At 67.9% G+C, this 18,101-nt stretch carries 19 protein-coding genes; 18 read left to right on the top strand and 1 reads right to left on the bottom strand.

The features are described 5' to 3' along the window. Positions 1 to 10: 10 nt before the first annotated feature. The 15 genes from secY (at position 11) to glmM (ending at position 12,586) form a co-directional block, all read left to right on the top strand. Positions 11 to 1,333: a preprotein translocase subunit SecY gene (gene secY, locus AWU67_RS01110; RefSeq protein ID WP_067225665.1), complete on the top strand. Its 1,323-nt coding sequence runs from the start codon at positions 11 to 13 to the stop codon at positions 1,331 to 1,333. Continuing rightward, complete coding sequence (locus tag AWU67_RS01115) at positions 1,330 to 1,971, top strand: adenylate kinase (RefSeq protein ID WP_067225667.1); 642 nt, start codon at positions 1,330 to 1,332, stop codon at positions 1,969 to 1,971. Before secY ends, AWU67_RS01115 begins: the two co-directional genes overlap by 4 nt. A gap of 59 nt (positions 1,972 to 2,030) precedes the next feature. Beyond that, on the top strand, positions 2,031 to 2,831 hold the full coding sequence (map, locus tag AWU67_RS01120) for a type I methionyl aminopeptidase (protein ID WP_067231850.1): 801 nt from the start codon (positions 2,031 to 2,033) through the stop codon (positions 2,829 to 2,831). A gap of 68 nt (positions 2,832 to 2,899) precedes the next feature. After that, a complete protein-coding gene (gene ptsP, locus AWU67_RS01125) occupies positions 2,900 to 4,561 on the top strand; it encodes a phosphoenolpyruvate--protein phosphotransferase (RefSeq protein ID WP_067225669.1) in 1,662 nt (553 codons plus the stop codon). Positions 4,562 to 4,746: 185 nt separating this feature from the next. Continuing rightward, positions 4,747 to 4,968 (top strand): translation initiation factor IF-1, encoded by a 222-nt coding sequence (gene infA, locus AWU67_RS01130; RefSeq protein ID WP_021759551.1) that lies wholly within the window; start codon positions 4,747 to 4,749, stop codon positions 4,966 to 4,968. Between the two features lie 69 nt (positions 4,969 to 5,037). Beyond that, complete coding sequence (gene rpmJ, locus AWU67_RS01135) at positions 5,038 to 5,154, top strand: 50S ribosomal protein L36 (RefSeq protein ID WP_047405455.1); 117 nt, start codon at positions 5,038 to 5,040, stop codon at positions 5,152 to 5,154. A 148-nt stretch (positions 5,155 to 5,302) separates the two neighbouring features. Next, a complete protein-coding gene (gene rpsM / locus AWU67_RS01140; protein ID WP_047405457.1) occupies positions 5,303 to 5,677 on the top strand; it encodes a 30S ribosomal protein S13 in 375 nt (124 codons plus the stop codon). A 42-nt stretch (positions 5,678 to 5,719) separates the two neighbouring features. Next, positions 5,720 to 6,118, top strand: coding sequence for a 30S ribosomal protein S11 (gene rpsK / locus AWU67_RS01145; RefSeq protein ID WP_067225671.1), 399 nt, complete (start codon positions 5,720 to 5,722; stop codon positions 6,116 to 6,118). Positions 6,119 to 6,278: 160 nt separating this feature from the next. Continuing rightward, complete coding sequence (locus AWU67_RS01150; protein ID WP_055834620.1) at positions 6,279 to 7,268, top strand: DNA-directed RNA polymerase subunit alpha; 990 nt, start codon at positions 6,279 to 6,281, stop codon at positions 7,266 to 7,268. A 66-nt stretch (positions 7,269 to 7,334) separates the two neighbouring features. Then, the gene (rplQ, locus tag AWU67_RS01155; RefSeq protein WP_067225673.1) at positions 7,335 to 7,868 is read left to right on the top strand and encodes a 50S ribosomal protein L17; all 534 of its coding nucleotides are present in this window, start codon (positions 7,335 to 7,337) and stop codon (positions 7,866 to 7,868) included. Between the two features lie 114 nt (positions 7,869 to 7,982). Continuing rightward, positions 7,983 to 9,053, top strand: coding sequence for a GNAT family N-acetyltransferase (locus AWU67_RS01160; RefSeq protein ID WP_082716689.1), 1,071 nt, complete (start codon positions 7,983 to 7,985; stop codon positions 9,051 to 9,053). 50 nt (positions 9,054 to 9,103) lie between these two features. After that, complete coding sequence (truA, locus tag AWU67_RS01165; RefSeq protein ID WP_067225676.1) at positions 9,104 to 9,994, top strand: tRNA pseudouridine(38-40) synthase TruA; 891 nt, start codon at positions 9,104 to 9,106, stop codon at positions 9,992 to 9,994. Positions 9,995 to 10,215: 221 nt separating this feature from the next. Further along, on the top strand, positions 10,216 to 10,662 hold the full coding sequence (gene rplM / locus AWU67_RS01170; protein ID WP_067225678.1) for a 50S ribosomal protein L13: 447 nt from the start codon (positions 10,216 to 10,218) through the stop codon (positions 10,660 to 10,662). A gap of 52 nt (positions 10,663 to 10,714) precedes the next feature. Beyond that, entirely contained in the window at positions 10,715 to 11,197 is a 483-nt protein-coding gene (gene rpsI / locus AWU67_RS01175) for a 30S ribosomal protein S9 (RefSeq protein ID WP_067225680.1), read from the top strand. 27 nt (positions 11,198 to 11,224) lie between these two features. After that, on the top strand, positions 11,225 to 12,586 hold the full coding sequence (glmM, locus tag AWU67_RS01180) for a phosphoglucosamine mutase (RefSeq protein ID WP_067225682.1): 1,362 nt from the start codon (positions 11,225 to 11,227) through the stop codon (positions 12,584 to 12,586). A 1,029-nt stretch (positions 12,587 to 13,615) separates the two neighbouring features. Here glmM and coaA read toward each other — a convergent pair. Next, a complete protein-coding gene (gene coaA, locus AWU67_RS01185) occupies positions 13,616 to 14,569 on the bottom strand; it encodes a type I pantothenate kinase (RefSeq protein WP_067225684.1) in 954 nt (317 codons plus the stop codon). Positions 14,570 to 14,652: 83 nt separating this feature from the next. Here coaA and glmS point away from each other — a divergent pair, with 83 nt between their 5' ends. Genes glmS through alr form a run of 3 tightly spaced genes read left to right on the top strand, consistent with a single transcriptional unit; the run spans position 14,653 to position 18,073 of the window. Beyond that, entirely contained in the window at positions 14,653 to 16,506 is a 1,854-nt protein-coding gene (glmS, locus tag AWU67_RS01190) for a glutamine--fructose-6-phosphate transaminase (isomerizing) (RefSeq protein ID WP_067225690.1), read from the top strand. 44 nt (positions 16,507 to 16,550) lie between these two features. Beyond that, complete coding sequence (locus AWU67_RS01195; protein WP_067225692.1) at positions 16,551 to 16,901, top strand: holo-ACP synthase; 351 nt, start codon at positions 16,551 to 16,553, stop codon at positions 16,899 to 16,901. A 23-nt stretch (positions 16,902 to 16,924) separates the two neighbouring features. Further along, entirely contained in the window at positions 16,925 to 18,073 is a 1,149-nt protein-coding gene (gene alr, locus AWU67_RS01200) for an alanine racemase (RefSeq protein ID WP_067231853.1), read from the top strand. The last annotated feature ends 28 nt before the right edge of the window (positions 18,074 to 18,101 follow it).

Here is an 18,101-nt window from a genome sequence, read left to right on the forward strand (position 1 = left end):
AGGAGGCCTTGTGTTTAGCGCCATCGCGCGGATCTTCCGCACGCCCGATCTTCGCAGGAAGATTGGTTTCACCTTGGGCATGGTTGCCCTCTTCCGACTGGGCTCGTTCATCCCCGCCCCGTTCGTTGACTTCAACAGCGTGCAACAGTGTCTCGCGGCTACCTCGGACACCTCGGGCCTCTACGAGCTCGTCAACCTGTTCAGCGGTGGAGCTCTCCTCCAGCTCTCCATCTTCGCGCTGGGCATCATGCCGTACATCACGGCATCGATCATCGTGCAGCTGCTGCGCGTGGTCATCCCACACTTTGAGGCCCTCTACAAGGAGGGTCAGTCGGGTCAGTCAACGCTGACGCAGTACACCCGATACCTCACCATCGCGCTGGCGATCCTGCAGTCCACGACTCTGATCACCGTCGCCCGCAGCGGCGCGCTGTTCGGCAGCTCCGGCGGCCCCGCCTGCACCCAGTTGCTGACCAACGACGCCTGGTACGCCATCATGCTGATGGTCCTCACAATGACCGCCGGAACCGGTGTCATCATGTGGATGGGCGAGCTGATCACCGAGCGCGGCGTCGGCAACGGCATGTCGCTGCTGATCTTCACCTCGATCGCCTCCATGTTCCCCGCCTCGCTGGGTCGCATCGCCTCCTCCAAGGGCTGGGACACGCTCGCGATCGTCATCGCCATCGGCCTCCTGGTCGTCGCCGCCGTCGTCTTCGTCGAACAGTCGCAGCGGCGCATCCCCGTGCAGTACGCCAAACGCATGGTCGGCCGGCGCACCTACGGCGGCAACAACACCTACATCCCGATCAAGGTCAACATGGCCGGCGTGATCCCCGTGATCTTCGCCTCCTCGCTGCTCTACCTGCCCGCGCTGATCGCACAGTTCAACCAGCCGGCCCCCGGCCAGGAGCCGCAGCCCTGGGTGCTCTGGGTCACCGCAAACCTCACCGGTGGCGGACAGCCCCTCTACATGGCGCTGTACTTCCTGCTGATCGTCGGATTCACCTACTTCTACGTCGCCATCACCTTCAACCCTGAAGAGGTTGCAGACAACATGAAGAAGTACGGTGGCTTCATCCCCGGCATCCGTGCCGGCCGGCCCACCGCCGAGTACCTCGACTACGTGCTCACCCGCATCACGCTCCCCGGCTCGCTCTACCTGGGTATCATCGCCCTGCTGCCGCTGGTCGCGTTCTCCGCGGTCGGCGCCGACCAGAACTTCCCGTTCGGCGGCGCCTCCATCTTGATCATCGTTGGTGTTGGTCTCGAGACGGTCAAGCAGATCGACTCGCAGCTGCAGCAGCGTCACTACGAAGGGTTGCTGCGATGAGCACTAACACCGCAGAAAGCAACATCGCCCGGGGTGCACGCCTCCTGATCGTCGGCCCGCCCGGCGCAGGCAAGGGCACCCAGGCCAAGCGGATCGGTGCCACGTTCGGCATCCCCGACGTCTCCACCGGCGACATCTTCCGCTTCCACATCACGCACGAGACAGAGCTCGGCCTGCGCGTGAAGGCCATCGTCGCCGCCGGCGACTATGTGCCGGACTCGCTCACCAACGAGATCGTCGCCTCGCGCCTCGACGAGGCGGATGCCGCCAACGGCTTCCTCCTCGACGGCTACCCCCGCACCCTCGAGCAGGTGCACTACCTGGACGCGCTGCTGGAGAAGAAGGGGCAGCCCCTCGAGGCTGTCATCCGTCTGGTCGCCGACCAGGAGGAGCTCATCGCGCGGCTCACCAAGCGTGCGCACGAGCAGGGTCGCGCCGACGACACCGAAGAGGCCATCCGCCACCGCCAGGAGGTGTACCTCCGTGAGACCGCCCCGCTGGTCGAGCTCTACCGTGAGCGTGGCCTGCTGATCGACGTCGACGGTCTCGGCGGTGTCGACGAGGTCGGCGACCGCATCAGCGCCGCACTGCAGGCAGCGGGAATCGGCTCAGCCGACTCCGCGACCCTCGCTTCCTAGGTTTCATCGTGGGATTCCGCCGCGCCTCGATCTACAAGTCCGCCGCCGAGCTTCGGCAGATGGTGGCGCCCGGCCTGGTCACGGCCGCCGGCCTGGCCGCGGTCCGCAGCAACATCCGCCCGGGAATCACGCCGCTTGAGCTCGACGCCATCGCAGAAGCCGCGATCATCGCGGCCGGCGGGGTATCGAACTTCAAGATGGTGCCCGGCTACAGCCACACGCTCTGCATCTCGGTGAACGCCGACGTCGTGCACGGCATCCCCAGCAGCAGGCCGCTCGAGCCGGGCGACATCGTCTCGGTCGACGGCGGCGCCGATGTCAACGGCTGGAGCGGCGACTCTGCCTTCACCGTGGTCATCCCCGACCCGAGCCGGCCCGAACTGGTCGCTGCCCGTCAGCACCTCTCCGACGTCACCGAGGGTTCGCTCTGGGCAGGCATCGCACGCCTGGCGCGCGCCCGTCACCTCAACGAGGTCGGCGACGCCGTGCAGGGCCATGTAGAGGCGAACCCGGCCCCCGGTCGCGACGAGCCCTACGGCATCCTGACCGACTACATCGGCCACGGCATCGGCCGCAGCATGCACGAGGAGCCCCCGGTGTTCAACTACCGGGTGCGCCAGAAGGGCCCAGAGGTCAAGGCCGGCCTCGTCGTCGCCATCGAGCCGATGGTCGTCGCCGGAGACATCGACACCTTCACCCAGGACGACGACTGGACCGTCACCACCGAGGACGGCAGCGACTCCTCGCACTGGGAGCACAGCATCGCCGTGCACAGCGGCGGCATCTGGGTCTTGACCGCCGTTGACGGCGGCGCGGCCCAGCTCGCGCCGTTCGGCATCACCCCGGTACCCATCCCATAGGGGAGGGCACCAGCCCCGAACGACCCTCATCGATTCACAGCAGCAGGACGAGCGGTTAGGGTAGGCGCATGAACGTCAGCGGAACCGGCATTGGCAGCGGAATCGCAATCGGCCGGGTGGTGCGCATGCCCGAGCCTCTCCCGGAGCCGGTCGACAGACCGAGCACGATGAGCCCCGACGCGGAGCGCGCGCGGGCGACCGCCGCACTGGCCGCGGTTGCCGCCGAGCTGCGCCGACGCGGCGCGCAGGCGGGTGGAACCGCCGCCGAGGTGCTCGAGGCGCAGGCGATGTTCGCCGAGGACCCGATGCTCGAGGCCGACCTCGGTGAGCGGGTCGCGGCGGGCAAGACGGCCGAGCGCGCGGTGCACGAGGCCTACGCGGCGTACCGTGCCCAACTGCTCGCGCTGGGCGGCTACATGGCCGAACGCGCCACGGATGTCGACGATGTCTCGCAGCGCGTCGTCGCCGAGCTGCTCGGCCAGCCGGCACCGGGGGTGCCGGACCCCGGCTACCCGTTCATCCTGGTCGCCCGCGACCTCGCGCCCGCCGACACGGCCACGCTCGACCTCGACCAGGTGCTCGCCCTCGTCACGATCGGGGGAGGGCCCACCTCGCACACCGCGATCCTCGCCAGAGACAAGGCGATCGTGGCCATGGTCGCCGCCGAGGGGGCCAGCGTGCTGCAGGACGGCGACGAGATCATCGTCGACGCCGAGAACGACCTGCTCGTGACGGCCCCAAGCCGGGAACAGCTTGCGGACGCCGAGGCACGTCGCGTGGCCAGGGCCGCCCGACTGGATGCGCCCCTCACCCCCGGCGCCCTCTCTGACGGCACGCCCGTGCCGCTGCTGGCCAACCTCGGTTCCGCCGACGCCGCGACAGCAGCCCTCGCCGCTGGTGCGGAGGGCGTCGGCCTGTTCCGCACCGAGTTCCTCTTCCTCGAGGCGGCGACCGCGCCGACCGTCGCGGAGCAGCAGGCCGAATACACGCGGCTGCTGCAGGCCTTCAACGGCAAGAAGGTCGTCGTGCGCGTGCTCGACGCCGGGGCGGACAAGCCCCTCGCCTTCCTCGACGCCGGTGACCACGAAGACAACCCGGCGCTCGGGCTCCGCGGCATCCGCGCTCTGAGGGCGCACGAGCAGATTCTGCGCGACCAGCTCAGCGCGCTGGCCGCGGCCGACGCCGAGACGGACGCAGACCTGTGGGTGATGGCCCCCATGGTCGCCACGGTGGAGGAGGCCGAGTACTTCACGTCGCTCGCCCACGAGGCCGGCATCCGCGTCGCCGGCGTGATGGTCGAGGTGCCTTCGGCCGCGCTGCTCGCCGACCGGATTCTGCCCACAACGGATTTCGCCTCGATCGGCACCAACGACCTCACCCAGTACACGCTCGCCGCCGACCGCCTGCTCGGCAGCGTCGCGGCGCTGCAGAGCCCCTGGAACCCGGCCGTGCTGCGCCTCATCGCAGAGGTGGGCCAGGCTGGCCGCGCGCTCGGCAAGCCGGTCGGAATCTGCGGTGAGGCCGCCGCCGACCCGCTGCTGGCCGTCGTGCTCGTCGGCCTGGGCGCCACGACGCTGTCGATGTCGCCGGCCGCCATCGCCGACGTGCGCGCCTCACTGCTGCGCTTCGACGCGGAGCAGGCCGCCGCCCTAGCCGCGGTTGCACTCGCGGCCAACAGCCCGGCGCAGTCGCATGACGCCGCCCGGGCGTTCGCCGCCGCAATTCGCTGAACCCGAGCATGGGCAAACGGGGATGATACCCCCTGACTTGGCAAAAGCCGCGCTCATCGCATAAGATTGACCCTTGGTGTTTTAGGCGCGTTCAGCGTGCCCCAGTCGGCTGCTTGCAGGCGCTGGAAAACACCGAAAATCAACGCACGATCAGCATCCAATTACTTATTAGCGACGAAGAGGCTATGGCCAAAAAAGACGGCGTCATCGAAATCGAGGGCTCGGTGGTAGAAGCTCTGCCCAACGCGATGTTCCGCGTGGAGCTCACCAACGGTCACAAGGTTCTTGCCCACATCTCGGGCAAGATGCGTCAGCACTACATCCGCATCCTCCCAGAGGACCGCGTGATTGTGGAGCTGAGCCCCTACGACCTGACCCGTGGTCGGATCGTTTACCGCTACAAGTAACGGGCGGCTGTGAAGTAACGGCTTGCGGCATCCCGTGAGTACGAAGACAGCGAAAAACAAGGAACCACAATGAAGGTCAACCCCAGCGTCAAGCCGATCTGCGAGCACTGCAAGGTGATTCGCCGCAACGGCCGCGTCATGGTCATCTGCAAGAGCAACCCGCGCCACAAGCAGCGCCAGGGCTAGTCTCTTCTCCTTCACGGGGCAGATACACAACTCAACATCGCAATCGCATTTCCAAGAACCCAGGCTCTGAGCCCGGGGGACACCCACGGTTGGAGGCCGCGGCACCGGAAATGCACCACACCTCCACTCATCCACAGGAGAAGCCACCATGGCACGTCTTGCAGGCGTAGACATCCCGCGCGAAAAGCGCGTGGAAATCGCACTGACCTACATTTACGGTGTTGGGCGCACGAGCGCGCTCAAGACCCTCGCTGACACCGAGATCGACGGAAACATCCGCGTCAAGGACCTCAGCGACGACCAGCTCGTTGCACTTCGCGACTACATCGAGGGCAACTTCAAGGTAGAAGGTGACCTTCGCCGCGAGGTCGCCGCCGACATCCGCCGCAAGGTTGAGATCGGATCCTACGAGGGCATCCGCCACCGTCGCGGCCTGCCCGTGCGCGGACAGCGCACCAAGACCAACGCTCGTACCCGCAAGGGCCCGAAGCGCACCGTCGCCGGCAAGAAGAAGGCTCGCTAGGCCTCGGCCCAGCGACCTCGCCTCTAGGATTCAGGAGAAATCATGGCAGCACCCAAGTCGGCCGTACGGAAGCCGCGTAAGAAGGAAAAGAAGAACGTTGCTGTGGGCCAGGCCCACATCAAGAGCACGTTCAACAACACGATCGTTTCGATCACCGACCCCAGCGGAGCTGTTATCAGCTGGGCATCGTCGGGCGCCGTCGGCTTCAAGGGTTCGCGCAAGTCGACCCCGTTCGCCGCTCAGCTCGCCGCCGAGTCGGCTGCGCGTCAGGCGCAGGAGCACGGTATGAAGAAGGTTGACGTCTTCGTCAAGGGCCCGGGTTCGGGTCGCGAGACGGCGATTCGCTCGCTTCAGGCCGCAGGCCTCGAGGTCGGCTCCATCAACGATGTGACGCCCCAGGCTCACAACGGATGCCGTCCCCCCAAGCGTCGCCGCGTTTAACTAGCACTCTTCGCCTCAGCCTGAGCCTGTCTGGCCCCTTCGGGGGCCCGGCAGGCTCGGGCCGTGGAAAGTTCCTTACACAATTCAAAACTGCCGGGCCAGCTACCCGGTCGACAACGCAAGTGTCATATAGCGGACACTTAGCCGAAAGGAATCAATAGTGCTTATTGCACAGCGTCCAACGCTCACCGAAGAGAACATTTCCGAATTCCGCTCACGGTTCGTCATTGAGCCTCTCGAGCCCGGTTTCGGTTACACCCTCGGCAACTCGCTTCGCCGCACCCTGCTTTCCTCGATCCCCGGCGCTGCTGTCACCAGCATCCGCATTGATGGCGTTCTTCACGAGTTCAGCACCGTTCCCGGTGTGAAGGAAGACGTCACCGAGATCATCTTGAACATCAAGGGCCTTGTCGTCTCTAGCGAGCACGACGAGCCCATCACCGCTTACCTGCGCAAGCAGGGCGCCGGTGAGGTCACCGCCGCTGACATCTCGGCTCCGGCCGGTGTCGAGGTGCACAACCCCGAGCTCGTTATCGCGACGCTCAACGACACCGCCAAGTTTGAGCTCGAGCTCACCATTGAGCGTGGCCGTGGGTACGTGTCTGCTACGCAGAACCGCAACGAGTACTCCGAGGCTGGCCAGATTCCGGTCGACTCGATTTACTCGCCCGTGCTCAAGGTGACCTACCGCGTCGAGGCAACTCGTGCCGGTGAGCGCACTGACTTCGACCGCCTCGTGGTCGACGTCGAGACCAAGTCTGCCATCAGCCCGCGCGATGCAATCGCATCCGCTGGTCGTACGCTGACCGAGCTGTTCGGCCTCGCTCGCGAGCTGAACACCGCCGCTGAGGGCATCGAGATCGGGCCGGCTCCCGTCGACGCCGTCCTCTCGAGCGAGCTTTCGATTCCGATCGAAGACCTCGACCTCTCGGTGCGCTCGTACAACTGCCTCAAGCGCGAAGGCATCAACAACGTGAGCGAACTGGTCGCCCTCTCGGAGACCCAGCTCATGAACATCCGCAACTTCGGTCAGAAGTCGGTGGATGAGGTCAAGGACAAGCTCGTAGAGCTCGGCCTGTCGCTCAAGGACTCCGTTCCTGGATTCGACGGCGCTCACTTCTACAGCGGCTTCGAAGACGAGACCAACTAGCGTTTTCGCGCTACCCGCGGCTCGTCGCAGAGCTTCCCACCACATTTGATACTGGAGACATAGAAAATGCCTAAGCCTACTAAGGGCCCCCGCCTCGGAGGCGGTCCGGCACACGAGCGCCTCATGCTCGCTAACCTGGCTGCTGCCCTGTTCACCCACAAGTCGATCAAGACGACCGAGACGAAGGCCAAGCGCCTGCAGCCCGTCGCCGAGCGTTTTGTGACCTTCGCCAAGAAGGGCGACCTGCACGCACGTCGTCGCGTTCTGGCCAGCATCGGCGACAAGTCCGTCGTGCACGAGCTGTTCACCGTGATCGCCCCCCAGGTCGCTGAGCGCGATGGCGGCTACACCCGCATCACCAAGCTCGGTTTCCGCAAGGGTGACAACGCCCCCATGGTGCAGATCGAGCTCGTTCTCGAGCCCGTCGTCGCCAAGCCGAAGTCGGCCAAGAAGGCCGCTGCTGCTGCAGCTGCCGAGGCTCCCGTCGAGGCACCGGCCGAGGCCGTTGTCGAGACTGAGGTCGTTCACGCTGAGGAGACCGTCGAGGTCGTCGAGGCTGAGGCCACCGAGGCTCCGGCCGAGGAGAAGGCTGCCGAATAAGGCGCCTCGCTTCATCTGATTCAGCCGAAGGGCCCCGCACACTGTGCGGGGCCCTTCGTCGTCCCCGCGCCGGCCAGGGGGTTGGCGCCGTGAGCCTGCCCTAGGGTGGGAGGCATGAGCGCCACGGACACGTCGACGTCACTCTCGCCATTGAGCCAGCGGGTTGGCGCACCGACCGAGCTGCCGGCGCCGCGGCACCCCGAGGTGTCGCTCTGGCGGCCCGCGACGCTGGACGACCTCGACGGGGTCGCCGCGTTGCAGCGCGAGATCGACAACGCCGACCACCCGGACTGGTTCACCACCCGGGAAGAGATCGCCGCGAATCTGCAGGCTGATCACATCGACGCCGCCAGGGACACGCTTGTGGCCCTCGGCCCGGACGACGCCGTGCTGGCCTATGGGGTCGTGGCCGAGGCGCCCGGCGCCGGTGAGCGCGTGCAGGTGTACCTCCTGGGCGGGGTGCACCCGCTCTGGCGTGACCACGGCATCGGCCGCGAGCTGATGGGCTGGCAGTATGCCCGTGCGCGGCAGCGGCTCTCGGCATCCGGCGCCCGGTTGCCCGGCTGGATCACCGCGTTCCGCGAGGAAGCCAACCGCACTGCGATCTCGGCGGCGCTTCGCCTCGGGCTGCAGGTGACCCGCTATTTCACCACCATGCGTCGGGATCTGGACGCCGCGATCCCCGCACTCGTGCCGCCGCAGGGCGTGCGCATCGTGCCGTTCAGCGCGGCGCTCTCTGCAGCAGCCCTGGAAGCCAGGAACGACTCCTTCCGGGACCACTGGGGCAACCAGCCCAAGAGCGCCGCGTGGTGGGACCGCTGGACCCAGGGCGAGGTGTTCCGGGCCGACCTCTCCTGGCTGGCTGTCATCGACGAGCCGGGAGTCGGGGGCGCGACCAGCACACGCGTGGTCGGCTTCTCACTGGCCAGCGTCAACGAGGATGACTGGCAGGCGCAGGGGCTCCGCAGCGTCTACATCGACAGGATCGGGACCGTTCGCAGCCACCGCGGCCGCGGCATCGCCACGGCCTGCATCGCGGCGACGCTGCAGTCCGCGCAGCGGGCCGGGCTCGCCCGGGCGATCCTCGACGTGGACGCCGACAGCCCGACGCGGGCGCACACGCTCTACGAATCGCTCGGCTTCCGGGCGGGGGAGCGCGAGCTCGCCCTCGTCGCAGTGTTCTGAGACCGGGGCGCTGGCCGTCCCTGCCGGACCATTCTCATAGACTTGATGCCGTGAGTGAGCAGTTTCAGGCGGACGGTGTCCGCATCCGCCTTGACGTTGCCTACGACGGCACCAACTTCAACGGCTGGGGGATCCAGCCCATCCTGCGGACCGTGCAGGGCGACATCGAGTCGGCCCTCGCCACGATCCTGCAGCGCAATCCGCCCACCCCGCGGCTCACGGTGGCCGGCCGCACCGATGCCGGCGTGCACGCGACCGGGCAGGTCGCGCACCTCGACCTCACCCCGGCGCAGGCAGCCAGCGTGCTCAGCCCGCCCCGCGGCCGCAACGCCCGGGCCGCCGACACCGACGCCGCCATCGCGCTGGCCCGCAGGCTGAACGGCATCCTGGGCCAGCGCGGTGAGATCGTGATCACGCGCGCCAGCATCGCCCCGGAGGGCTTCGACGCCCGCTTCGGAGCTCTCTGGCGCCGATACGAGTACCGCATCGCCGACGCCGACTCGCTGCGCGACCCGCTGCAGCGCACCCGAACCACCTGGCTGCCGGGCAGGCACCGGCTGGAGCCGATGGAGGAGGTTGCGCAGGCCCTGTGCGGGCTGCACGACTTCGCCGCCTACTGCAAGCCCAAGCCGATGGCCACCACGATCCGCACTCTGCAGAGCTTCTCGTGGAAGCGCGACGACGACGGCGTGCTCGTGGCGTCGCTGCAGGCCGATGCCTTCTGCCACAGCATGGTGCGCGCGCTGGTGGGCGGCTGTGTCGCGGTCGGTGAGGGCCGGATGAGCGTGGAGCGCATGCTCGAGCTGCGCACTGCTGGCGAGCGCACCGCCGCCTTCAAAGTGATGCCCGCCCGCGGGCTGGTGCTCACCCAGGTCGGCTACCCGGATGACGCCGCGCTCGCGCTGCGGGCCGCCGAGACGCGCGCGCACCGCAAGCTGTAGCGCCCGCGTCATCCGCGTCGGAAGGTTGAGCGCGGGATCGACCTGCGAATCAACCCGGCGAATTGCGGGCGCGTGTTCGACCGTCTAGTATTGATCCTTGGTGTCTCGGCTTGCTGGCCGGGCCCCCGAACGTGAGCCCTCCATCGTTTGTGTTCCATTGAGAACACGCCCGGAGCGGGATTCACGAACACCTCCGTTCGACACAGAAAGCAGCCACTACAGTGACGCGCACTTACACCCCGAAGGCTTCCGAAGTTTCGCGCAGTTGGGTCATCATTGACGCAACTGACGTCGTTCTCGGCCGTCTCGCAAGCCACGCAGCCGTGATCCTCCGCGGCAAGAACAAGGCGACCTTCACCCCCCACATGGACATGGGTGACTTCGTCATCATCATCAACGCCGACAAGGTTGCCCTCACCGGCGCCAAGCTCGACCAGAAGAAGGCCTACCGCCACTCGGGTTACCCGGGTGGACTGACGGCTGTCACCTACTCCGAGCTGCTCGAGAAGAACCCCGAGCGCGCCGTTGAGAAGGCCATCCGCGGAATGCTGCCGAAGAACTCGATCGGCCGCGCTCAGCTCAAGAAGCTCAAGGTCTACGCAGGCTCCGAGCACCCGCACGCCGCGCAGCAGCCGGTGCCGTACACCCTGACCCAGGTCGCTCAGTAGAGCCCCTCGGCCCCAGACTTCTCGACTTCTAAGACAAAGGATTACCACCATCGTGGCTACGATCGCAGACCAGATTGACGCTCCGGAGAGCTACTCCACCGAGACGCCGGCCGAGGCAGCCCCCAAGGCTCCCCGCGCCGTGCTGAACGTTGGCGGCGCAGCCGTCGGCCGTCGCAAGCAGGCCATCGCCCGCGTGCGCCTCGTCCCCGGCTCGGGCACGCTCAGCGTGAACAAGCGCGAGTTCGCCGAGTACTTCCCCAACAAGCTGCACCAGCAGCTCATCACCGACCCCTTCAAGGTGCTCGACCTCATCGGCAGCTACGACGTGATCGCCAAGATCACCGGTGGCGGCCCCTCGGGCCAGGCCGGCGCCCTGCGCCTCGCCATCGCCCGCGCCCTGAACGAGATCGACCGCGAGAACAACCGCGCGATCCTCAAGAAGGCTGGCTTCCTGACCCGTGACGCTCGCGTCATCGAGCGCAAGAAGGCCGGTCTCAAGAAGGCCCGCAAGGCCTCGCAGTTCTCGAAGCGCTAACCGGCGCTTCACACGGAGTATCAGGCTTTGCCTCGACTCTTCGGCACGGACGGCGTCCGGGGCCTGGCCAACCGTGAACTCACGGCTGACCTGGCCCTGGGCCTCGCCCAGGCCGCCGCTGCGGTGCTCACAAAGGGGCACCACGCGGAAGAACGCCGCGCCTCAGGACGCCGGCCCGTCGCGGTCGTCGCTCGCGACCCGCGCATTTCCGGTGAGTTCCTCACCGCCGCCGTCTCGGCCGGACTTGCCTCCTCGGGCGTCGATGTTCTCGACGCCGGGGTGCTGCCCACTCCCGCCGCGGCCTTCCTGATCGCCGACATCGGCGCAGACTTCGGTGTGATGCTCTCCGCATCGCACAACCCCGCCCCCGACAATGGCATCAAGTTCTTTGCCTTCGGCGGGACCAAGCTTCCCGATGAGGTCGAAGACCGCATCGAGGCATACCTCCACAAAGAGGTGCTGCTGCCCACCGGCGGCGACGTTGGCCGCATCCGCCGCTTTGCGGATGCCGAGGACCGCTACGTCCTGCACCTGCTCAGCACTCTGCCGAACCGGCTCGACGGCGTCCACGTCGTGCTCGACTGCGCCCACGGCGCGGCATCCGGCGTCTCGCCCGAGGTGTTCACCATGGCCGGGGCCCGGGTCACGCTGATCGGGGCAGACCCCGACGGCATGAATATCAACGATGGTGTCGGCTCCACCCACCTCGACAACCTGGCCAAGGCTGTGCTCGAGCACGGCGCAGACGTCGGTATCGCCCACGACGGCGACGCCGACCGCTGCCTGGCCGTCGACAGTGCGGGCAACATCATCGACGGCGACCAGATCATGGCGATCCTGGCCGTGTCGATGAAGGAACGTGGCCACCTCACGAACGACACCCTCGTCGCCACGGTGATGAGCAACCTCGGCCTGCGCAAGGCCATGGCTGCCAACGGCATCACCATGATCGAGACCAAGGTCGGCGACCGCTACGTGCTCGAGGAGCTGAACGCTGACAAGCTGGCGCTCGGCGGCGAACAATCCGGCCACGTGATCATGACCGAGTATGCGACGACCGGCGACGGCGTGCTGACCGGCCTGCACCTGGTGGCCGAGATGGCGCGCACCGGCAAGTCGATCGCCGAGCTCGCCAGCGTGATGACGGTGTTCCCGCAGATCCTGGTGAACGTGCGCGGAGTCGACCACACGGCCATGCACGGCGACGAAGGCATCGCCGATGCCGTGCGCGCCGCCGAAGCCGAACTGGGCGACACCGGCCGCGTGCTGCTGCGCCCCTCCGGCACCGAGCCGATGGTGCGCGTCATGGTGGAGGCGGCCGATCAGGCCACCGCCGACCGGCTGGCGCACGCCCTCGCCGATGTCGTGCGCGAGCGGCTTCCGCTCTAGGGCAACCGCTGGTTCTGAAAGGCCCTCTCCGCTAGCGGGGAGGGCCTTTCGCGTGCCCGAGGTTGCTCCCGCTGCCCGTTGGCTCGAGGGAGCGCTAGCGACTGAAGCCAATACGCCGTGTGGGTGGGCTCCGGGGCTTCGGGGGCTGCGCTGCTCGTTCCTCGCGGCGCGGCCCCCTCGAGCCAGCGGGATTCTGGCGGACGCCCATCTCCCGTTGGTCGAGTAAGCGCGCCAGCGCCGTATCGAGACCGCGGATCCCGGTCTCGATACGCTCGTTCCTCGCTACTCGACCAGCGGGTTTTCGGCTGTCTCCCGTTGGCTTGAGGGAGCGCTAGCGACCGAAGCCCTGAGCGTCTCCGCAGCGGCTGTGGGGTTTCGACAGGCTCAACCAGCGGGTTTTCGGCCATCTCCCGTTGGCTCGAGGGAGCGCTAGCGACCGAAGCCAATACGCGGCGTGGGTGGGCTTCGGGGGCTGCGCTGCTCGTTCCTCGCGGCGCGGCCACCTCGAGCCAGCGGGAATCTGGCGGGGGCTCGCTCGCCTCTACCGTTGGTCGAGTAGGCGCGCCAGCGCCGTATCGAGACCGCGCATCCCGGTCTCGATACGCTCGTTCCTCGCTACTCGACCAGCGGGTTTTCGGCGATCTCCCGTTGGCTCGAGGGAGCGCTAGCGACCGAAGCCAGGACGCGGCGTGGGTGGGCTCCGGGGTTTCGGGGGCTGCGCTGCTCGTTCCTCGCGGCGCGGCCCCCTCGAGCCAGCGGGATTCTTGCGGAGGGGTTTCGACAGGCTCAACCAGCGGGAAGACGCTCGCTCGCCTCTCCCGTTGGTCGAGTAGGCGCGCCAGCGCCGTATCGAGACCGCGCATCCCGGTCTCGATACGCTCGTTCCTCGCTACTCGACCAGCGGGTTTTCGGCTGTCTCCCGTTGGCTCGAGGGAGCTCTAGCGACCGAAGCCCTGAGCGTCTCCGCAGCGGCTGCGGGGTTTCGACAGGCTCAAGCGGCGGGAGGCCGCTCAAGCGGCGAGAGGGGGCCTAGAGCTTGCGGAGCAGCACGCTGGAGACGGCGTGGTCTGAGTCCTTGCGCAGCACCAAGGAGGCGCGGGAGCGCGTCGGCCGGATGTTCTGCAGCAGGTTCGGCTCGTTGATGCTCTGCCAGATGCCGCGGGCGCGCGCCCTGGCCTCGTCCTCGGTGAGCGAGGCGTACCGGTGGAAGTAGGACTTCGGGTTGCTGAAGGCGCCGCGTTGCAACTTCAGGAAGCGCTCCTCGTACCAACGCGCGATGTCGGAGGTGCGGGCATCGACATACACGGTGAAGTCGAACAGGTCGCTGACGGCCAGACGGTGCCCGGGAGCGGGCGGCTGCAGCACGTTCAGCCCCTCGACGATGAGCACGTCGGGCTGGCGCACGGTGATCTGGGCGTCGGGCACGATGTCATAGCTGAGATGCGAGTAGAACGGCGCGCGCACCTCGGGGGCGCCGGACTTCACCGCGCTGACAAATCGCAGCAAGGCGCGGCGGTCGTACGACTCCGGAAAGCCCTTGCGCTCCATCAGGCCGCGGCGCTCCAGCTCGGCGTTGGGCAGCAGGAAGCCGTCGGTCGTCACCAGCTCGACGCGCGGGGTGTCCTCCCAGCGGGCGAGCAGCTCGCGAAGCAGGCGCGCGATCGTCGACTTGCCGACGGCCACCGAGCCGGCAACGCCGATCACGAACGGGGTCGTCGCGGCTCGCTCACCCAAGAAGTCGCTGGTGGCGCGGTGCAGCTGCTTGGTACCGGCGACGTACAGGTTGAGCAGCCGGCTGAGCGGCAGGTACACCTCGGTGACCTCGGCCAGGTTCAGCGGCTCGCCGAGCCCGCGCAGCTGCACGAGTTCCGTCTCCTGCAGCGGCAGGCGGGTGGATGACGCCAACCCGGCCCAGTCGGCCCGCTCCAACTCAACGAACGGAGAGTTGTGGCCGTTGTTAATCGGGGTACGCTGCTCGGCCATAGGCACCGAGTTTACTGCGCTCTGGGGCGGGTCGCCGCGTCGCCCGGCGCTTTCGCAATTTTCCTCGACTAAAATCATGCTTCATGTGCGGAATCGTTGGATATGTCGGTGACAAGAAGAGCATTGAAGTATTGGTCGGAGGCCTCCGACGTTTGGAGTACCGCGGCTACGACTCGGCCGGCATCGCCGTCATCGACGACGAGACAGGTGCCCTCGGCGTCTCGAAGAAGTCGGGCAAGCTGGTCAAGCTGACCGACGAGTTGGCCGCGCACCCGCTCGGTGACGGCAGCGCCGGAATCGGGCACACCCGCTGGGCAACCCACGGTGGGCCCACCGACGTCAACGCGCACCCGCACCTGGGCGACGACGGCAAGCTGGCGTTGATCCACAACGGCATCATCGAGAACTTCTCCGAGCTCAAGAACGAGCTGCTGGCCGAGGGCTACGGCTTCGCCAGCGAGACCGACACCGAGGTCGCCGCCGCGCTCCTCGGCCGCGAGTACCGGGCCACCGGTGACTTGCGCACCGCCTTCCAGAACGTCGTCAGCCGCCTCGACGGCGCGTTCACGCTGCTCGCACTGCACAGCGAGGAGCCCGGCCTCGTCGTCGGCGCCCGCCGCAACTCGCCGCTCGTGATCGGCATCGGCGAGGGCGAGAACTTCCTCGGCTCCGACGTGGCCGCCTTCGTGCAGTACACCCGCACCGCCATGGCAGTCGGCCAGGACCAGATCGTCGCCATCACCCCCGACTCCGTCACCGTGACCGACTTCGCCGGTGCTCCGGTCGAGGTCGAGACCTTTGAGGTGGAGTGGGATTCCGCCGCTGCCGACAAGGGCGGCTGGTCCAGCTTCATGGCCAAGGAGGTTGCCGAGCAGCCCGACGCCGTCGCCAACACGCTCCGCGGGCGCATCGTCGACGACGCCGTCGTCGTGCCGGAGCTCGCTGCCTTCGGCGACGAGGCGCTGGCCGGCATCCGCCGCATCGTCATCATCGCCTGCGGCACCGCCGCCTATGCCGGCATGACCGCGCAGTACGCCATCGAAAAGTGGGCACGTGTGCCCGTGACCGTCGAGCTCAGCCACGAGTTCCGCTACCGCGACCCCGTCATCACCGACGACACCCTGGTCATCTCGATCAGCCAGTCCGGCGAGACCATGGACACCCTGATGGCCGTCAAGTACGCCCGTGAGGCCGGCGCTCGCGTCATCTCGATCTGCAACACGCAGGGCGCCACGATTCCGCGCGAGTCGGATGCCGTCGTCTACACGCACGCCGGGCCAGAGGTCGCCGTGGCCTCCACCAAGGCCTTCGTCGCCCAGATCACCGCCCTCTACCTGTTCGGCCTGCACCTGGCCCGGGTGCGCGGCTCGTTGAGCGTCGAAGAGCAGGCAGAGCAGGTGCGCGAACTCGTCGCGATCCCCGCCAAGATCGCCACGGTGCTGGAGTCCAGCGCCACGGTTGCGCAGCTCGCGCACTGGATGGCCGACACCCGCGCCGTGCTGTTCCTCGGACGCCACGTCGGATTCCCCATCGCCATGGAGGGTGCCCTGAAGCTCAAGGAGCTCGCCTACATCCACGCCGAGGGCTTCGCCGCCGGCGAGCTCAAGCACGGCCCGATCGCGCTGATCGAGCCCGGCCAGCCCGTCTTCGTCGTCGTGCCGAGCCCGCGCGGCTCCGCGACGCTGCACCCCAAGGTCGTCTCCAACATCCAGGAGATCCGCGCACGTGGCGCCCGCGTCATCGCGATCGCGGAAGAGGGCGACGCCGCCGTGCTGCCGTTCGCCGACGAGGTCGTGCGCATCCCGCTGGCCGCGCCGCTGTTCGAGCCGCTGCTCGCCGTGGTTCCGCTGCAGATCTTCGCCATGGAGCTCTCCATCGCCAAGGGCCTGGACGTGGACCAGCCCCGCAACCTTGCCAAGTCCGTCACGGTCGAGTAGTCGCGGCCGGGTAAGCCCATGCGGCGCACGTCAGGCGGAGCACAGTGATCATCGGAATCGGGGTCGACGTCGTCGACCTTGCACGGTTCGAGCGCGCCATCACCCGCACCCCGCGACTGCGCGAGCGCCTGTTCGCTGAGAGTGAGCGCGAGCGCTCGACATCGTCGCTGGCCGCCCGCTTCGCAGCCAAGGAGGCGCTGATCAAGGCCCTCGGCGGCCCAGGCACGCTGCGCTGGCACGACATGGAGGTCGTCAACGACGAGCACGGCAACCCCGGCTTCGCGCTGCACGGCGCGACGGCGGCCGAGGCGGCTGCCCGCGGCATCAGCCGGCTGCACCTCTCCATGAGCCACGACGCCGGCATCGCCACCGCCTTCGTTATTGCGGAGGCCTGAACGAGATGAATGATTCGAGCGAGATGACCGAAAACACCGAGACGGCCGCGGGCTCCTTCCGCGCTGCCCGGATCGACCTCGATGCCGTGCGCCGCAATCTCGGCGCCGTGCGCGCTTTCGTCGGCCGCGACGTCGCCACCGCCCCGCGCGTGATGGCGGTTGTGAAGGCGAACGCCTACGGGCACGGTGCCCTCGCCGTCGCCGAGGCAGCGCAGGCGGCAGGGGTCGACTGGCTCGGCGTCGCCGACATTGCCGAGGCCCTCGAACTGCGCCGGCACGGCATCACTGCGCCGATCCTCGCCTGGCTGCACAGCCCCGACGCCGACTTCGCGGCGGCCATCGCCGCTGGGGTCAGCGTCGGCGTCTCCTCGCCGGAGCAGCTGCGCCAGGTGACGGATGCCGCGGCGCGGCTCGCGCGCACCGCATCCGTGCAGCTCAAGCTCGACACTGGGCTCAGCCGCAATGGCTTCCCCGAGGCCGACTGGACCGGCGCGTTCGCCGTCGCCCGCGCGGCCGAGATCGCCGGCGCGATCAGCGTCGACGGGTTGTTCAGCCACCTCTCCAATGCCTCACCCGAGGCCGACGCCGCCCAGTGCGCGCAGTTCGACATCGGAATCGCGGCCGCCAGGCAGGCGGGGCTCGCCCCCACCCTGCTGCACATCGCGGCGACGGCCGCCGCCCTCACGGAACCTGCCGCGCGCTACACGATGGTGCGCATCGGCATCGGCGTCTACGGGCTCTCGCCCTGGGGAGATGGTCTGCCAGAGGGCCTCGAACTCACCCCGGTGATGACGCTCGCCGCCCGCGTGGCCGCGGTGCGCCGGGTCGTCGCCGGCACGGCAGCCAGCTACGACTACACCTGGCGGGCGGAACGCGACACCACTCTCGCCCTGGTGCCGCTCGGCTACGCCGACGGGATCCCGCGCCAGGCCTCCGGCCGGGCATCCGTGGCGATCAACGGCGTGCAGTACCCGGTCGTCGGGCGTGTGGCGATGGACCAGTTCATCGTGGACGTTGGCGACACCCCCGTGCAGGTGGGCGATGAGGTCGTGCTGTTCGGCGACCCGCGGTCGGGCGTGCCGAGCGCCGAGGACTGGGCGGAAGCCGCCGGCACCATCAACTATGAAATCGTCACCCGGATCGGGCAGCGCGTGCCGCGGAGCGCCCGGTGATCACCCGAAACATCGCCACCGCCGAGCA

This window comes from Microterricola viridarii, from assembly GCF_001542775.1.
GTDB lineage: Bacteria > Actinomycetota > Actinomycetes > Actinomycetales > Microbacteriaceae > Microterricola > Microterricola viridarii_A.